We start from the raw sequence: 18,134 nt of genomic DNA on the forward strand, positions 1-18,134 counted from the left end.
TGATTCTAATGACTTAGTAAAAAATTCAGAGCCGAAAATAGAAGTAAAATACACAGGTTCCTTCTTGTATATATAAATAGAGCATATTTGAAGCACTTTTCCACTGTTAGATGCAATCTAATAATGGAAAGTTACTTCAAATATGCTCTGTTCATTTCACAGAAGTGATGATAGCACACCGTTCCTTCTTTTAGAAGAATGATCGTTCTAGATGCCGTTACTCTACAACAGGTGTTTCTTTTTTAACCATACTCCAAATCAAGCCAATTACTAAACCAATCAATGCTGGGACGATCCAACCCATTCCTAATTTAAAGAATGGCAGATAATTCGTTGCGAAGTCTAACAACGTTTTGACAAAGCTGGTTTGCTTGATTCCGTCTGGGCAAGCATTTAAACCGTCTAAAATTGAAGCAATTAGTGTAAAATAAGTGGTCATGCGGTAAACAGCAGGACGTTGTTTAAACAATGGACCCACAAGAACGAGTAAGATCAAGGTCATTGCTAAAGGATAAATAAACATCAAGACAGGTAATGAAATTTGGATGATATTTGTCAATCCCACAGTAGCGACCAAACAAGCAAGTGCACTAGCTAGTGTCACAAATACAATGTAATTTCTTTTAGGAAACAGATCGGTAAAGGTTTCTGCGAAAGCAGTGATTAGTCCAATCCCTGTTTTTAAGCAAGCAAGGATCACAATAAGAGCGAGCAAGATGCTGCCATAAGTTCCTAAATAATGATCTGCGATTTGCGCTAAGGCGATCCCGCCATTTGAACTTAAAGCAAATCCACCGAGACTCATTGTTCCCACATAAGCAAGTAATGTGTAGATGATTCCCATCAAAACGATACTGATTGCACCAGATTTGATCGTATCCTTAGCAATCTCAGAAGGCTTTGTTACACCCATATTGCGAATCGTAGTAACAATAAGGATACCAAATGCTAAGGCAGCAAGTGCATCTAACGTATTATATCCTTGGGTAAAACCAGTAAAGAAAGCATGTTCTTGATAACTAGGTTGGACAGTAGCTTGATCGATTGCACCCAATGGATGAATAAAAGCAAGTACCAACAAGATTCCTAGTAAAATCAAAAAGGCAGGATTAAGGAATTTTCCTACATAATCAAGGATTTTAGTAGGCCGTCTGGATAACCACCAAGCAGTGAAGAAAAATAAAATACTAAAAATAACTAAAAATACATGTTGTTGCTTGGCTTGGATAAATGGAGCTAAACCAATTTCAAAAGAGGTAGTTGCTAATCTTGGTAAGGCGAAAAACGGTCCGATGACGAGGTAAAGCAAAACAGTAAAAACCAAAGCATATTTTTTGCCGATCCGTTCTGCTAATTCATAAACCCCTGATGTTTTTGAAACACCGATGGCAATTACACCTAAAAAAGGTAGTCCGATCCCAGTTACTAAGAAGCCAAGATTGGCCCAGAAAACGGCAGAGCCAGATTCTTGTCCCATGTGAACGGGAAAAATCAAATTACCAGCACCAAAAAATAAACCGAATAACATTGAACCGATAAACATACTTTCTTTGAACGTCAATTTTTTTGTCATAGATTTCTCCTTTACTTATTTATACTTTTTTTAAAGTAACAAAAATAACGTAGTTTAGCAATGTTTTTCTAATCAAATAATGAGTATAAAGTATTGATCTTGAGTTGAAATAATCATTATATCCTGAGTGGTTCTGTGAGAGAGTAATTGAAGGGGAGATGTTCTATAAGTAATTGACCAAAAAATCTGGAGGCTGAGCCAAAACTTGCCTCAGTCGCTTCTAGAAGCTCTAAAACCGAATAAATGGTGAGACAAAAGTGGCATCTTCGGAAATTCCTTCTTATTCTTGATGCGAAACACTTTTGTCTCAATCTCATATTCTAAAGATTTTTTGCGGCTTATAAAAAAGAGAGTCCTAACATACTTTTATCAATCTATTTTTTTTAGTATGGATTGTTGTCTGTATTTCAAAGTGATTGTTTCTCGTATTTCATTCGATAAATGATCAATAACCCAATAAACCAAACAGGAGTTAAGAGTAAGGCAATACGTGTGTCTTTGCCAAGAAATAAAACTAGACAAATGAAAATCATGTAGGCAAAAACAAGAAAATTACTATAAGGATAAAAAGGCATTTTGAACGTATGCTCTTTTTTACCTAACATACTTTTACGATATTTTAAGTGAGTGTAAACGAGTATTCCCCAGATAAATAAAAAGCAAGTAGTCGCAATACTGCTGACGAGTGTAAATACTTCACTAGGCATCACATAATTTAGGAGAACGGAAATAAAAATCACAATAGTTGAAAAAACTAACGCATTTCCTGGTACACGGTGAGAAGTCAACTGACGGAATTTTTTAGGCGCGCTACCTTCTTGTGAAAGAGAGCGTAACATACGTCCTGTACTGTAGATCGCGCTGTTACAAGCAGAAGCCGCAGCACTCAATACGACTAAATTAATCAAAGAAGCGGCTACGGTGATCCCAATTTCTGAAAACACTTCGACAAATGGGCTGTTGTTCGCATCTAAGCTATTCCAAGGATAGATAGACATGATAACGAACAAAGAACCAAGGTAAAAAAGAATGATTCGAATAGGAATATTATTGATAGCTTCGGGTAAGACTTTTTCAGGGTTTTTGGTCTCACCAGCAACCAAACCGACTAATTCGATTCCTGTAAAGGCAAATGTGACCATCTGAAAGGAAAGAATGAATCCTTTCGTACCAGTTGGGAAAAAGCCGCCATGTGACCAGAGATTGGTGATACTAGCAGGTCCAGCACTTGTTTTGTAATGGGTAAGAATCATGTAAATACCAACGATAATAAATGCAATAATGGAAACGACTTTGATCAAAGCAAACCAAAATTCTAATTCACCAAATAGTGAAACAGCCACCATGTTTAAACCAAGCAGTAAAATCAGAGCGATCAATTCAGGAAGCCATTGTGGGACTCCTGGAACCCAGTAACGGACATACATCCCGATCGCTGTCAAATCCGCCATGGCGATCGCAACCCAACAAAACCAATAAGTCCAACCTGTTACGAAAGCAACTTTTTTTCCAAGATATTCTGCAACAAAATCAAGAAATGAATGATTATTTGTATTAGATAATAAAAGTTCACCTAAGGCACGCATAATAAAGAAACAAACGCACCCGGTAATAAGATAAGCCAGTAAAATAGAGGGACCAGCTAATTGAATCGTTTTTCCTGCTCCTAAGAAAAGACCTGTTCCGATCGCACCACCAATCGAAATCAATTGAACGTGTCTATTCTTAAGTCCACGCTGTAGTTCTTGTTGCTCTTCAACCATTGTTTAATCATCCTAACTAAAAAATTTGATAATTTCTATATTAATAGAATTTTCTAAAAATTACAACTTAATTCAGAAAATATTCAAAAATTCATTTTCAAACAAATGCAATCAGACCAATCAATCTAAGAGGAGAGGACTGATCGACTGATGAATTAATGAATGGTGTTCAAATAGATTGCAGATAAACATGAGAAAATAGTGAATCATTTCCCAAAAAAGGAAAAGCCTTTATCAAAACGAACCTGTCGTTTCGGATAAAGGCTTTCTTCTATTTTTTTAAGATACGTGATAAAAACTCTTTGGTACGTTCTTCTTTTGGATGAACAAAAATATCATCAGAGGTTCCTTCTTCAGCAACAACACCTTTATCCATGAAGATGACACGATCAGAAACATCTTTTGCAAATTCCATTTCATGTGTCACGATAATCATCGTTAAACCAGTGTGAGCTAGGTCTTGAATGGTATTCAATACTTCTCCGACCATCTCAGGATCAAGTGCTGAGGTTGGTTCATCAAATAACATTACATCTGGGTCCATTGAGAGGGCTCTAGCGATTGCCACACGTTGTTTTTGACCACCTGATAATTGAGAAGGTTTGGCTTCAATATAACGTTCCATTCCAACTTTTTCTAGATTTTCAAGAGCGACTTTACGAGCTTCGTCTTTGTTTCTTTTTAAGACAGTCGTCTGACCAGACATACAGTTTTCTAAGACATTCATGTTATTGAAAAGATTGAACGATTGGAATACCATTCCGACATTTGTTCGATATTTAGGCAAGTTATATTTTGGCGCAAGAATATTTTCACCATTATACATAATTTCGCCACCAGTAGGTTTTTCTAAAAGGTTGATGCAGCGTAAGAAAGTTGATTTACCAGAGCCAGAAGAACCAATGATGGTTACAACTTCACCTTTATGGATATCCATGCTGATGTCTTTTAATACTTCATTTTCACCGAAGCTTTTTCTTAAATGATTGATTTTAATGATTTCTTCACTCATGATTCTTCCTCCTTATTCCTGCAAGTTGGCGTTGTCAACTTCTTCAATTTTTGTATAGGCTGAAGGACCATCGATTTTTTTCTCCACTACACGCAAGATTCTGGTAATCGTAAAGGTCATAACCAAGTAAATGATACCTACGATTGTAAATGTTTGGAAGAATTGGAAGTTTGCTCCTGCAGCAGAGTTCCCTTGGAAGAATAGATCAGCTACACCAATAACACTTAAGACTGCTGTATCTTTGATATTGATAACAAATTCATTCCCGGTCGCAGGTAAGATGTTACGTAAGACCTGAGGAACAACTACTTTTCGCATTGTTTGTCCATGTGTCATACCAATTGCTTGCGCTGCTTCAAATTGTCCTTCATCGACAGCGAAAATACCACCACGGACGATTTCAGTCATATAAGCACCAGTATTGATCGATACAATGAATAAGGCAGCAATTGTACGATCAAGGGAGATTCCAAAGGCTAATGCTAATCCGTAAAAGACGACCATAGCTTGAACCATCATTGGTGTTCCACGGAATATTTCAATATAAATCGATAGTAGTAAATTTGCTAACTTTTGGAAGAAACGTGTCACGGCATTGTCAGACTCAGGAATAGAACGGAAAACACCGATCAACAAGCCTAAGGTAGTTCCAATAACTGTCCCAATCAATGCAATAAATAACGTAAGTCCTGCACCACGAAGGAACATATTCCCATATTGATCCCAAATCGTTTTGAAATCAGTGAACAAGCCAGCTTTTTCTCCCTCTGTATTTGTTGAAGCGGGTTGATCTTTGATTGCTTGATCCATAATTTCTGTACGTTCTTTTTGAGAGATACCGCTAAGAATTTGGTTAACTTTTTGGATATCTGGGTCACCTTTACGCATTCCAATAGCGATTTGGACATCTTCAGGATTTGTTTGAAAACCATTCTGACCAGTAAATTCTAACATTTTTAAATCTTTATTGACGCTAGTTGCTGTTACCCCTTCAGGTCGTTCGCTGACATAACCATCAATCATACCTGAAGCAAGAGCGGTACGCATCGCAGAGAAGTTATCCATTGCTTGTTGCTTTTGCACATCAGGAATTTGATCGATGACATTATAATGGAAAGTATTCAATTGAGCAGTAATCTTAGCATTTGATAGATCCGCCAAACTTTTTGCATTGGCATATTTACTATCTTTTTTGACGACTACAACAAGTTGTGATTCATAATAAGGATCGGTAAAATCAATTTCTTTTTTACGTTCTGCTGTGGGGCTCATCCCAGCAATGATCGCATCGATTTTGCCAGATTGTAACGCAGGGGCTAATCCATCCCATTTGGTTTGCATGATGACTAATTTTTTCCCTAATCCATCCGCAACTTTTTTGGCAATTTGGACATCATAACCACCAGCATAGCTTTTTTGACCTTGGATCGGTACAGCGTTGTTGGCATCTGTTTGCTGTGACCAGTTGAAAGGGGCATACCCCGCTTCCATACCTACACGGAACTCATCTGTTGGTGTTTTCTCATCGGCATTCACGAAACTTCCTACAGGGAAGAATGAAAAAATAAATGCCATCAATAGGGTAAGTGTAACTAAACTTTTTTTCATAATCTTTCTCCTTTTCTTTTTACACATACGGCTCGACGATTTCATCAGGAATGAAACGGGCGAAGTTCCGCTTCAGCTAACTTAATTTTACTGTCAGATAGACGTACTTATCAAATTAACTGTTTACGCATAATTTTTTTACGAGCGGTTAAACAAATGCGTTGCAGTAGCTTATCAGGAGAAATAAAAAACGACCTCTTCAAGAATATAAAAGGGTCGCTAACATTTCACAAAAGTGATAAACCTCTCACAAAACATAGCGCAACTTAGCATCACTGCTAAGACAGTCCACAAGCTCTTAACTTGTGTCCCAACGTAAACTTCAAGCAAAGAAGAGTACATTTCGGCGATCTTCCCTAGTCCTGCTTCACAGTGTTTGCTTCACTCCACAGGGTTAATGATTCTCGCGACCTCTACCTCATTGATTGAGGTATCTCGTATTCAGTTATTTATACAAAAAATAGTTTACGATAGACAAAGCACTTTGTCAATCTATAACAGAAGTTTTCTTGTGAAGTATTGATAGCTATAGAAAATTTCTATAATTATACAAAAAATAAGAAAAATGATATTCAAAAAGAGCGAGAGTTGTAAAAGAATAATTATTCATTAAATAAATAAAAATTAGGACACGAATCTATTTAAGTGTCCTAATTCCTACTTATTATATAAAATAAAGCAGTCGAAAAGATGAGCTGCTTAGCAATAGCTGACCCAATCAATCATTTTCGATCCTGACTTTCTGTATATTATGCTGTTTTACTAACTACTTTTTTTTCACGACCTAAGATTGCTTGAAGAATAATCGTTACGCCATAAATAGCCAATATTAGATAAATCAGACTTGAATATTGAGTGATTCCCCAACCCCATGTTCGGAAAATAACTAAGGTAATCGCTAAAACGATCGCAGCAAGTACATTGAAAAATGCAAATGCCCAAAGATTTCCATTTTCTTTACGAGCAAGGTAAAAAATTGAAAAATAAATACTTAATGCTAACCAGGCGATACAAGCTAAAATCACGCCCCAGTAAATAATGGATGGTACCATACCAACTCACCTCACTTTTGTTCTATATGCTTGGTTTATCGTACTATTAGATAGCAATAGTGATGATCATACCGAAGAATCTAGCAGTATTGTAGCACGTTTTCATTGGTTTGTCAGTCTATATTGTGAGATGTTTCTCAAAAAATGAAATCGTTTGAATAAAAAGTACGATCAATCAATAAACGAAAGATAGATGTATAATAAGAGAGAGGTGAAAGGAAATGAAAAAAGTAACCGTTGAAGAAGCGGTAGCAACAATAGCCACTAGTTCAAAAATCACTTTCCTAACTGGCGCTGGGGTATCAACGCCTTCTGGTATTCCCGACTATCGATCGTTAAAAGGAATCTATCATGGATTGGAACAACCCGAATACCTTCTAAGTCATGAAGCAATGAACAATGAGCCACAAAAATTTTATTCATTTGTGAAAAAAATCTATCATCCAACAGCAAGACCAAATATTATTCACTTAGAAATGGCAAAGTTAGCCTCAAAAAAGCAAGTTTGGGTAGTTTCCCAAAATATCGATGGATTACATGAAAAAGCGGGAAGTCCAAAACTTGTGAATTTTCACGGAAATCTTTATCATTGCTATTGTAGGAAATGTGGGAACACCGTTTCTTGGGAAACCTATTTACAAACAGATCAACATGCAACATGTGGGGGACAAATTCGACCAGATATCGTGTTGTATGGGGAGGGATTTAATGATGAAGTCATAGAGCGAGCAACATCGGCTGTTCAACAAGCAGAGTTGATCGTCATCGTCGGAACGAGTTTTCAAGTACACCCGTTTTGTGACTTAATCCAATTTCGTAATACGAAGTCTCAAATCTTAGTAATCAACCAAGAGCCAATCCAGTTAGACCAAGAATATGATTTTCTGCAAACGGACGGTGCTATAGTATTTGAAAAATTATCAAAAGGAGCAAATTATGACCATTAGAACAGAAAAAGAAAAAATGATTGCTGGCGAATTATATTTTGCTAATGATCCGGAATTGGTAGCGGATCGTCAATACGCAAGAAGCCAAAGTACGATCATCAACCAAGCAGAAACAGCAGAGCTACGTTCTCAATTACTAAAAGAAACCTTTGGAAAAACGGGAGAAAAAATCTACATGGAGCCAACGATCAATTTTGATTATGGTTACAATATTCGTGTAGGTGAAAACTTCTATGCGAACTACAACTGTACATTTTTAGATGTAAGTACGATCGAAATCGGCGACAATTGCATGTTTGCGCCAAATGTTCAACTTTATACAGCCACTCATCCACTTCATCCAGTGAAAAGAAATAGTGGCTTAGAATATGCGAAACCAATCAAAATTGGTCATAATGTCTGGCTTGGTGGTGGTGTGATCGTTACGCCAGGTGTTACGTTAGGAAACAATGTCGTAGTTGGAGCGGGTTCTGTTGTAACTAAATCTTTTCCTGATAATGTAGTGATTGCAGGTAATCCTGCTCGAGTAATCAAAAAAATATTAGAAGATCAACAACCAGAAAAACTTGAAGACTTACGTCAAACAATCGATCAGATTGATCAACAAATCGTCAAATTACTAGAAAAACGTATGGACACGGTAACGAAAATTGGCGAAACCAAACAAGCATCGAAAAAAGCAGTCTATGACGAAAAAAGGGAGCAAGAAGTATTAGAAAAAATCGCTAGTCGGTTAGAAAATACGAAATATAAAGAAACGATCACAGCGACATATATCGATCTTATGAAACATTCTCGTGATTATCAAAATGAATTGAATGGGGAGAAAGTGGATGATTGATGGAGAAGCACGGCGCAAAGAGATTCTGCATACCCTGGCAAATGAAGAAAAACCGGTCAGTGCCAGCAAATTCGCTTCACGTTTTCAAGTGAGCCGTCAAATCATTGTCGGAGATATTGCGTTGTTGAGAGCATCAGGTGCGACTATTATTGCAACGGTAAGAGGTTACGTTCTTGAAACCAATGAAACACAGAACGGCTTAGTGAGCAAGATTGCTGTCCAACATGGTCGTGAGCAAACAGAAGAAGAGTTGCGCTTGATCGTTGAAGCTGGTGGCGAAGTTTTAGATGTCATTGTAGAACATCCCTTATATGGTGAGTTGACAGGCATGCTTCATATCCAAACAACTCAAGAAATTGAATTGTTTATGAAACGCTATAAAAAAAGTAATGCTACGTTGTTATCTGAGCTGACCGATGGGATTCATCTGCATACCATCCGTTATCCAGATACTAATGTGTTGAGAACGATTAAGCAACAGTTGATAAAAGCAGGAATTCTCTATGAAGGCTAATGAAGAGCAGAGTAGTCTGGGATGAATATATAAGAACATTAAATAGTGAATAACTGGTATGATTTGTCCATTTATGAATCGTACCAGTTATTTTATTTTTTTGAAAAAATAAGCGTTCGACTATTTTATTTATAAATTACAATAATACGGAATATGAATAATTCAAGCACTATTCTTCTACATAATAAAAAAATAGTGGGAACCAAGTTTAGCAATAGATGTTTTTAATACATACTAAAGTAAAGGAGTTAAACCAAATGGATAAATTCACTAGCAAAACAGTACAAGGAAATGGTGAAAAGGCTAAAGTCACAGCAAACATCCAAGAAAACGCAGAAGTGAAAGACCAAAAAGAAGTAAATTCCAATATGCCTTTTATCCAGCAAAAAATAGAAGAAATTTTCACTTTACAATGGGGAATTCAAGAAGTAGAACAAAAATTAGAACAAAAATTAGAACAAAGATTAGAACAAGAATTAGCAGCAAAACAAAGCTTCATTAGCCTCTGTAAAAAAATCAGAATCAGAATATTGAGGAAATTAGTAACAAATTCAACGAGTTAAACAAAACAAGTGGAATAGTCAATCCAAGATCGTTACACTAAGAGAATAATATTGTAGTACAAGAGTTTACGTACTTGAAACTAATGAAACAAAGAACGGCTTAGCGAGGAAAAGAGTTGCCTGGGCTGAATATATAAGAACATTAAATAATAAATAACTGGTATGATTTATCCATTTACGAATCGTACCAGTTATTTTATTTTTGGGAAAAAGAAGGAAGAAACTAGTTTCATTTTCTAAGTAAAATGGGACAATAGGAAGTTTTGTAGCTGAATTTGTTTTTTGATACTACTTCTTACAGAAGCATTCGTGACATAAATAAAATATAGGAGTTGAAGCGCATGATAGGATGGATCTATCAGTTTGGAAACGTGATTCTCTTTTTGGATGATGAAATTAGCGTAAATTTAAAGCAAGCTAACTTACGAATAGCAACATTCAATGCATGTTCAAATAAAAATCAGACTGAAATAAGCCTCCTAAATAAATCGGAGGATGCTCAATCTAAGCTAATAAAAGAACAATCTCAACGCTTGTCTATGAAAATTTATGCACAGAAAGATATTAGTTATCTATCGAAAGAAAAGCTTGCTGAATATGCAAATATAGCAGAACAGCGAATCATCGAATGAAAGACAAAGAATTCTGGAGATAAAGTACTGGAACAACAAGCTAGTTTTTGGAAGGGGTACAATAAAGTTGCTATCTGAATTAAAGAGTATTGAAATGTTGGAAAAGCGGAAAAGAAATATAATAGAATTCCCCTTTTTATACGAACAAAGCACCGTTGAACAAACGATCAGTTGGTTCGATGAAAACTGGGGATCGGATTTCGATAGAAGTGGGCGTAGAAAGGCTCTCTTAACAAAGAACCTTACCATTTGTCAAGAGGATCTAGAATTTAGAGCACAAGCAGATAAATTACAAGATGAGGTGAATAAGCGACCTGTTTCAGAAATAAATGCATTTTTAAGAGCAGTGGCAGAACGAATAGTTAAAATACAAACAAAACTACAAGAAATCGAATTAAACTCTTCTGAATTTGACTGGCGGGACCTAGATTCTGCAAAAAAAGAATTAGAGAAGTGGAAAAGTTTCGTGGTGGAAATATACAAGTCGCAGGCTGTTCTGATACAACCTGATCTATATGATAAAAATACAGTTGAGGATAAAATAAAACAATTGCCGAGTAATAATGCCACGCTCTTTAATTTGATGGCTAGAAAAAGATGCGAGAAAGATCTTGCGTTACGATCTGAAGCAGAAACAATAATTGAAAATATAAAATGCAAAACTACTCCAGAAATAGTACATGTATTAAAAAAAATAGAAGGTCAAATTGAAAAAATTAAAGTTGGGATCAATAAATTAAAAGTATCAAATTCTGAATTAGAGACAGAAATTACTAAAAATCAATTAATGCAAAAAGATGAGCTAATAGGAGAACGCAAAGATCAATTAAAAATCTTGACTCAGCAACTTCGTGCTCAGCGAGAGAATCAATGCTATGCGCAACAGAACGGAGAACAACAGTTAGACAAATGGATGGAAATGATTGGTGAAATAAAACGTTGGGCAAAAACAAACAAGATAGACCTATTGGAGTTGGAAAAGAATCTGACGTTAAGCCCATCTCCAGAGAATCTAGGGCAGAAAAAGATAGTAGAAGGCACAACTAGAGCGGGAGGTAAACTTGAACGACAAGAAGAAAAGTTGGGAGAAAATAGACATAGTAAAGACAGAAACCAGTTTAATGGACAACGAACACATCGCTGATTCTTAGTAATATAAAAAAGGAGTGGGGCTCCCCACGTCAAAAAGCAACATCTTCGAAAAAATGAGTAGCGATTTCCGAAGATGTTGCTTTTTAGTTCAATTTCTTACGAGTCATTTAGATTGAAATACAACTTTCAATCATTTTTATTCAATCACCAATACGCCTTCTTTAAGGGCAAATGGATTCTTTTCGTTGATATGGTCGTAGAACATCACGCCGTTGATATGATCAATTTCGTGTTGGACAACGATTGCCTCATAATTTTTCAAGCGGATTTTATGTTTCTCGCCATTCATATCTGTATAAGAAACCGTGATCTTAGCGTGGCGGACTACGTAGCCAGGTACTTCTCGGTCAACAGATAAACAGCCTTCTCCTTCGCCAAGGCAAGCATCTTGAACTGAGTGACTAAGGATTTTTGGATTATACATTACCGTACTTAGCGTGGGTTCTGTTACTTCTGGATCAGGGCTTGGCACGTGTACAGCAATGATGCGTTTAGAAATATCTAGTTGAGGAGCAGCTAAACCAACCCCTCCACGTAAGTTTAATTCTTCCGCTTTGATTGGATCTTGGCTATTTTTCAGGAATTCGAGCATTTCTTTTCCTAGGTCGATATTTTCTTTGCTTAATGGGAGAGCAACTTCTTCAGCTACTTCCCGCAAAGTAGGATTTCCTTCACGGATGATATTATCCATTGTGATCATGGAATATGTACCCCTTTCTTTTTAGACAGTTATACGTCTATTTTCGCATTATAGTTTAACATAAAATTTAAAAAGTAGGAGAAAGTTTGTTTAAAAACTAAATTTTCTTAATGATTCTTCACTTGATTTCTCCCGTAGATTCAGGTAAAGTATAGCTGTATGCGTAAGGCATATCGCCTGTTACTTGGTTAAGCGAATCACCAACGTTTTACTCAGTCACAGGGGAATAATCGAAAGAGGTGAAAGAAATGGCAATTTCAAAAGAACGTAAAAATGAAATCATCAAAGACTATGCACGCCATGAAGGGGATACTGGTTCTCCAGAAGTACAAATCGCTGTATTAACGGAAGAAATCAACCACTTGAATGAACATGCACGTATGCATAAAAAAGATCATCATTCATACCGTGGCCTAATGAAAAAAGTTGGTCACCGTCGTAACTTGTTAGCTTACCTACGTAAGACTGATGTACAACGTTACCGCGAATTGATCAAACGCTTAGGTCTACGCCGTTAATTTTGACAAAAAGAGTGGGGTTCAAATGAATCTCACTTTTTTTACTGTAATACCTAATACAACCATTCTCGAAAAAAGCATGATAGACTCCTACTAACCAAATGAAAGCTGGATAAGCGACGTTTGGCGGTTTTCATTTGTTTAGTAGCGTCTTGCTTTCACGAGAAAGAAAAGGAGTAATTATGTCAGAAAAACAAATATTCAAAACGACATGGGGAGGCCGTCCCTTACAAATCGAAGTCGGTCAATTAGCAAAACAAGCGAACGGAGCAGTTTTAGTTCGCTATGGAGATACTGTAGTTTTAAGTGCGGCAGTTGCTTCAAAAGAAGCAAAAGATACTGACTTCTTCCCGTTGACGATCAACTATGAAGAAAAGATGTATGCTGCCGGTAAAATTCCTGGAGGATTTATCAAGCGTGAAGGTCGTCCAAGTACAGAAGCAACTTTAACGGCTCGCTTGATCGACCGTCCGATCCGCCCAATGTTTGCGGATGGCTTCCGTAACGAAGTTCAAGTAACCAACATCGTGATGAGTGTTGAAACAGATTGTTCACCTGCGATGGCTGCAATGCTAGGTTCTTCTTTAGCATTATCAATTTCAGATATTCCATTTGATGGACCAATTGCTGGTGTCGAAGTCGGCCGTGTGAATGGCGAATATGTCTTGAATCCAACAGTTGAACAAGCGGAACAAACAGATATTGAACTAAGTGTTGCAGGTACAAAACAAGCAATCAACATGGTTGAAAGTGGTGCGAAAGAAGTTTCTGAAGAAGATATGCTTGGAGCATTACTATTTGGTTTTGATGCAATCAAAGAATTAGTTGCTTTCCAAGAAGAAATCGTCCAAGCTGTCGGCAAAGAGAAAATGGAAGTTTCTTTGTTACAAGTAGATGCAGATTTGAAAAAAGAAATCTTTGATGCTTCTTATGCAACGATGAAAACGGCTGTTATGACAGAAGAAAAACTAGCTCGTGAAGACAATATCGAACAAGTAAAAATCGATATTCGTGAAGCTTATGCCGAAAAATTTATCGGGCATGAAGAGGAAGATCAATTACTAAAAGAAGTAAAACAAATTACTGAGGACTTAGAAAAAGATGTAGTTCGTGAATTGATCACGATCGACAAGATCCGTCCTGATGGGCGTAAATTGGACGAAATCCGTCCACTAGCTTCAGAAGTAAGCTTGTTGCCACGGGTGCATGGTTCAGGTTTGTTTACTCGAGGACAAACTCAAGCATTATCTGCTTGTACCCTTGCGCCACTAGGTGAACACCAAATTATTGATGGACTGGGAGTAGAAGTTAGCAAACGATTTATCCACCATTACAACTTCCCACAATTTTCTGTTGGTTCAACAGGGCGTGCGGGATCACCTGGTCGTCGTGAAATCGGACATGGTGCTTTAGGTGAACGTGCACTAGCACAAGTGATTCCTTCAGAAGAAGATTTTCCTTATACAATCCGTTTAGTGGCAGAAGTTTTAGAATCGAATGGTTCTTCTTCACAAGCAAGTATCTGTGCTGGGACATTAGCATTGATGGATGCCGGTGTACCAATCAAAGCACCAGTTGCAGGGATTGCAATGGGACTTGTTTCAGATGGCGAAAACTATACGATTTTAACAGATATCCAAGGATTAGAAGATCATCTGGGAGATATGGACTTTAAAGTGGCTGGAACTAAAGACGGGATAACTGCTCTACAAATGGATATTAAGATCCAAGGGATTACGGAACAAATCCTAAAAGAAGCGCTAGCCCAAGCAAAACAAGCACGTATGGAAATCTTAGAAGAATTGACTTCAACGATTGCAGCACCTCGTGAAGAATTAAGCCCATATGCACCGAAAATCGAAATGATCCAAATCGACCCTGCGAAGATCAAAGATGTGATCGGTAAAGGTGGCGACACAATCAATGGTATCATTGAAGAAACTGGTGTGAAAATCGATATCGATCAAGATGGTAAAGTAAGTATTGCTTCATCTGATAAAGAAATGATCCAAAAAGCAATCAAGATCATTGAAGACTTAACCAAAGAAGTAAAAGTCGGTGAGGTTTATCTAGGAAAAGTAGTTCGTATTGAAAAATTTGGTGCTTTCGTTAACTTGATCAAAGGAAAAGACGGATTGGTTCACATCTCTCAACTTTCAAATGACCGTGTCAATAAAGTAGAAGATGTAGTCAAATTGGGTGATGAAGTCCTTGTCAAAGTAACTGAGATTGACAAACAAGGTCGCGTAAATCTTTCTAGAAAAGCGATGTTAACAGAAGATGGTTCTGAAAAAGAAACAAAATAATCGTTTAAGCGATAAAATAGCAAAAAGAGTAATCTGAAGGGTGAAATGCCTACGCCAGTGAAAAATACTTGTTTTTGCTACATTGAAAAAGAAGGAGTGAGACAATGTCTTACTCCTTCTTTTTATAGCTAAAATCCCTATGGAAAGTTTACTTGGATAAAAGCTATTCATAATCTTTGGTCTAATTTTCAAAATAACGTAAAATAAAGGTATATTTTTTAAGGAGGGAACGAGATGCTTTATTTTTTTCTGACTTTGATCGTTGGTGGCGTTTTAGGTCTGTTCGCTGGATTGATCTTAAATGAGGATGTACCTGGCGGTGTCACTGGAAATGTAGTGATCGGTTTTTTAGGAAGCTGGTTAGGAGAATTTGTTCTTGGTGAATTAGGTCCCTCGATCAAAGGATTCTACCTCATCCCTTCATTGCTAGGAGCTCTTTTTTGTCTCGGTGTGTATTCATTTTTAGCAGACTATATCCGTCGACATTACTAAATGAAATCTTGTATAATGATTTGACACTTCGTAGGGGTCTCTAGTTAAGTAAATCACATGAAATAAAAGATCAATGATTTGTGAAGAAAATACGATAGTGAACGAAAGTAGAAAAGAGGGGGACAATTGACAACAAAACACAACACTAAAAAAATTTCAATGGCTGGTCTATTAGTTGCGATGGGCGTAGTTTACGGAGATATTGGAACGAGTCCACTATATGTAATGAAGGCCATCGTAGAAGATAACGGAGGACTACGAGGTATCAATCCTGAATTTGTCCTTGGTTCGGTGTCATTGATTTTTTGGACACTAACATTACTTACCACAATCAAGTATGTGGTGATTGCGTTAAATGCAGATAACCACGGTGAAGGTGGGATTTTTTCTTTATATACACTGGTCAGGAAAGGGAGCAAATACTTGATCGTTCCGGCAATGATCGGTGGAGCTGCTTTACTTGCTGATGGAGTATTGACCCCAGCGGTGACTGTCACGACAGCAATCGAGGGGTTAAGAGGTATCCCACAATTTTTTGATCGATTCGGTAACAATCAAAATATTATTGTCATTATTACATTAGTCATCATTTTCGTATTATTTATGGTTCAACGATTCGGTACCGAGATAGTAGGAAAAGCGTTTGGCCCGATCATGTTTTTATGGTTTACTTTTTTAGGTGTGATGGGTTTAATAAATTTCAGCCAAGACTGGACGGTGATCCGAGCGTTGAACCCCTACTACGCGATTCGCCTACTTTTTAGTCCAGACAATCGATTAGGTCTCTTTATTTTAGGAAACATCTTTCTGGCTACGACAGGGGCGGAAGCATTGTATTCTGACTTGGGGCATGTGGGGAAATTAAATATCCGTTTAAGTTGGCCTTACGTTAAACTTTGCTTAGTATTGAATTACTTCGGACAAGCGGCTTGGTTACTGAATATTTATCAAAATCAAGAGGTGCAACAAATCAATAATCTCAATCCATTTTTCCAAATGTTACCTAAAGGTTGGTTGATTATTGGCGTTGGGTTTGCTACGATCGCTGCGGTCATTGCTTCACAGGCTTTGATTACTGGATCATTTACATTGGTATCAGAGGCGATTAAGTTAAAACTCTTACCACGCTTGAAAATCATGTATCCAGGAAACAGTATCGGTCAGATGTATATTCCCGCGGTTAATTTGATTTTATGGTTGGCTTGTTCGTTGATCGTGGTTACTTTCCGAACATCACATCATATGGAAGCAGCCTATGGACTTTCAATTACTGTCACGATGTTGATGACGACGGTACTTCTTTATTTCTATTTGATCCAAAGCAACTATTCCAAATGGTTCGCCTGGATTGTGTCTTTCTTTTTTGGTGCGATCGAGATCATCTTTTTCATCTCAAGTATCGTGAAGTTTTTCCACGGAGGATTTGTTGCGGTGTTGATGGCGATCATTATTTTAGCTGTCATGTTTATTTGGGAACAAGGAAATATCATCCGTGAGTCTGCTGCGGAAGATGTGGCATTAAAAGATTACATTCCACAATTAGCGGAATTAAGAGATGATCACTCATTGCCACTTTATCAAACTAATGTGGTGTTCTTAGTACCAGATATGGCCGAAGGAAAAGTTGGTAGACAATTTGTCTACTCGATTCTGGACAAACGACCAAAAAGAGCACGTGTATATTGGTTCGTACATGTGGAAGTGACGGATGAACCTTATACGAAAGAATACCAAATCGATATGATGGATACTGATTTTGTCGTACAAGTGAATCTCTTCTTAGGATTCAGAGTACAACAAGAAATCAATGTCTATGTTCGTCAAATCATTCATGATTTGATGAAACAAGGAAGATTACCAAAACAACCGCAGACTTACTCGTTAACTCCGGGAAGAGAAGTCGGTGATTTCCAATTTATCTTGATTGATGAAGTGATCTCAAATGTGACGACTCTCAGCAAATGGGAACGACAAATCATGCAAGCAAAACTTGCAATTAAAAAAATTGCGACCACGCCAGAAACTTGGTTTGGTTTAGAGTATAGTGAAGTAAAGCATGAAACAGTACCGTTACTAATTGGTGTAACAAGAAAAACGTGGTTAAAAGAACGGAAAAATTAAACTTTAGCGAATAAAGTATTCAATGGGAGAGACATTTCTTGGAATGTTTCTCCCATTGTTTTTGGGCTATTTAGCGTTGCAAAGAGAGTTTAGCTTTTTTAGGCTCGCTTAGATGTTTATTTGAAATACTATTGATTGCTTTTCTTTTTAAATCTTTTAGGTGAGATTTTCCTAGGTAGATGCCAATTTCATTTGGTTCTTGTTGCATTTGCTTTATGTAAACTTGGGTTTGCGTCTTTTTATATGCGAAATTCATCTTAGCGAGGTGTTTTTTAACACCAATTTCGATTACTTTTTGAGTTTTTAGAATGATTTTTTTTCTTAGTATTTCAGCATCCAA

17 protein-coding genes and 1 riboswitch are annotated in these 18,134 nt (G+C 37.1%); of the genes, 10 read left to right on the forward strand and 7 right to left on the reverse strand.

Translation table 11 applies throughout. The annotated features are described in order from the left end of the window. Positions 1-217 precede the first annotated feature (217 nt). From brnQ to IGL30_RS00800, 5 genes are all read right to left on the reverse strand, one after another. Positions 218-1,573, reverse strand: coding sequence for a branched-chain amino acid transport system II carrier protein (gene brnQ / locus IGL30_RS00780; RefSeq protein ID WP_010736841.1), 1,356 nt, complete (start codon positions 1,571-1,573; stop codon positions 218-220). 407 nt (positions 1,574-1,980) lie between these two features. Next, entirely contained in the window at positions 1,981-3,336 is a 1,356-nt protein-coding gene (locus tag IGL30_RS00785) for an amino acid permease (protein ID WP_088745049.1), read from the reverse strand. Positions 3,337-3,607: 271 nt separating this feature from the next. After that, on the reverse strand, positions 3,608-4,348 hold the full coding sequence (locus IGL30_RS00790) for an amino acid ABC transporter ATP-binding protein (RefSeq protein ID WP_010720365.1): 741 nt from the start codon (positions 4,346-4,348) through the stop codon (positions 3,608-3,610). 12 nt (positions 4,349-4,360) lie between these two features. Then, the gene (locus IGL30_RS00795; RefSeq protein ID WP_249509788.1) at positions 4,361-5,956 is read right to left on the reverse strand and encodes an ABC transporter permease subunit; all 1,596 of its coding nucleotides are present in this window, start codon (positions 5,954-5,956) and stop codon (positions 4,361-4,363) included. Between the two features lie 249 nt (positions 5,957-6,205). Further along, positions 6,206-6,380: riboswitch (Lysine riboswitch) on the reverse strand. Between the two features lie 325 nt (positions 6,381-6,705). Next, positions 6,706-7,008: a hypothetical protein gene (locus tag IGL30_RS00800; RefSeq protein ID WP_010736843.1), complete on the reverse strand. Its 303-nt coding sequence runs from the start codon at positions 7,006-7,008 to the stop codon at positions 6,706-6,708. Between the two features lie 221 nt (positions 7,009-7,229). On the opposite strand from IGL30_RS00800, the gene IGL30_RS00805 reads away from it, so the two are divergent. The 6 genes from IGL30_RS00805 to IGL30_RS00830 all read left to right on the forward strand — a co-directional run bounded on the left by IGL30_RS00805 (position 7,230) and on the right by IGL30_RS00830 (position 11,649). Beyond that, a complete protein-coding gene (locus IGL30_RS00805) occupies positions 7,230-7,955 on the forward strand; it encodes an NAD-dependent protein deacylase (protein WP_010736844.1) in 726 nt (241 codons plus the stop codon). Then, complete coding sequence (locus tag IGL30_RS00810) at positions 7,945-8,796, forward strand: chorismate mutase (RefSeq protein WP_081204151.1); 852 nt, start codon at positions 7,945-7,947, stop codon at positions 8,794-8,796. Before IGL30_RS00805 ends, IGL30_RS00810 begins: the two co-directional genes overlap by 11 nt. Then, complete coding sequence (locus tag IGL30_RS00815; protein ID WP_088775184.1) at positions 8,789-9,310, forward strand: transcription repressor NadR; 522 nt, start codon at positions 8,789-8,791, stop codon at positions 9,308-9,310. The genes IGL30_RS00810 and IGL30_RS00815 overlap by 8 nt, the downstream gene beginning before the upstream one ends. Before the next feature lie 257 nt (positions 9,311-9,567). Then, positions 9,568-9,873: a hypothetical protein gene (locus IGL30_RS00820; RefSeq protein ID WP_123874911.1), complete on the forward strand. Its 306-nt coding sequence runs from the start codon at positions 9,568-9,570 to the stop codon at positions 9,871-9,873. A gap of 341 nt (positions 9,874-10,214) precedes the next feature. Further along, positions 10,215-10,505, forward strand: a complete 291-nt coding sequence (locus tag IGL30_RS00825; RefSeq protein ID WP_375371601.1) for a hypothetical protein — start codon at positions 10,215-10,217, stop codon at positions 10,503-10,505. A gap of 67 nt (positions 10,506-10,572) precedes the next feature. Next, a complete protein-coding gene (locus tag IGL30_RS00830) occupies positions 10,573-11,649 on the forward strand; it encodes a hypothetical protein (RefSeq protein WP_249509787.1) in 1,077 nt (358 codons plus the stop codon). Positions 11,650-11,793: 144 nt separating this feature from the next. Here IGL30_RS00830 and def read toward each other — a convergent pair whose 3' ends face one another. After that, positions 11,794-12,357, reverse strand: a complete 564-nt coding sequence (gene def / locus IGL30_RS00835) for a peptide deformylase (protein ID WP_010720354.1) — start codon at positions 12,355-12,357, stop codon at positions 11,794-11,796. Positions 12,358-12,605: 248 nt separating this feature from the next. Between def and rpsO the strand changes: the two genes are divergently transcribed. The 4 genes from rpsO to IGL30_RS00855 all read left to right on the forward strand — a co-directional run bounded on the left by rpsO (position 12,606) and on the right by IGL30_RS00855 (position 17,794). Further along, positions 12,606-12,875 carry a 30S ribosomal protein S15 gene (rpsO, locus tag IGL30_RS00840; protein WP_010720353.1) on the forward strand — a complete coding sequence of 90 codons (270 nt, stop codon included), beginning with the start codon at positions 12,606-12,608 and terminating at the stop codon, positions 12,873-12,875. A 182-nt stretch (positions 12,876-13,057) separates the two neighbouring features. Then, entirely contained in the window at positions 13,058-15,181 is a 2,124-nt protein-coding gene (gene pnp, locus IGL30_RS00845) for a polyribonucleotide nucleotidyltransferase (protein WP_063626433.1), read from the forward strand. Positions 15,182-15,415: 234 nt separating this feature from the next. Continuing rightward, a complete protein-coding gene (locus IGL30_RS00850) occupies positions 15,416-15,673 on the forward strand; it encodes a GlsB/YeaQ/YmgE family stress response membrane protein (RefSeq protein ID WP_010720351.1) in 258 nt (85 codons plus the stop codon). A gap of 126 nt (positions 15,674-15,799) precedes the next feature. Next, complete coding sequence (locus IGL30_RS00855; RefSeq protein ID WP_010736848.1) at positions 15,800-17,794, forward strand: KUP/HAK/KT family potassium transporter; 1,995 nt, start codon at positions 15,800-15,802, stop codon at positions 17,792-17,794. 70 nt (positions 17,795-17,864) lie between these two features. On the opposite strand, the gene IGL30_RS00860 is transcribed toward IGL30_RS00855, so the two are convergent. Continuing rightward, positions 17,865-18,134 (reverse strand): hypothetical protein, encoded by a 270-nt coding sequence (locus IGL30_RS00860; RefSeq protein WP_081128322.1) that lies wholly within the window; start codon positions 18,132-18,134, stop codon positions 17,865-17,867.

It is taken from the genome of Enterococcus sp. DIV1089c (assembly GCF_050530965.1).
Lineage (GTDB): Bacteria > Bacillota > Bacilli > Lactobacillales > Enterococcaceae > Enterococcus_B > Enterococcus_B hirae.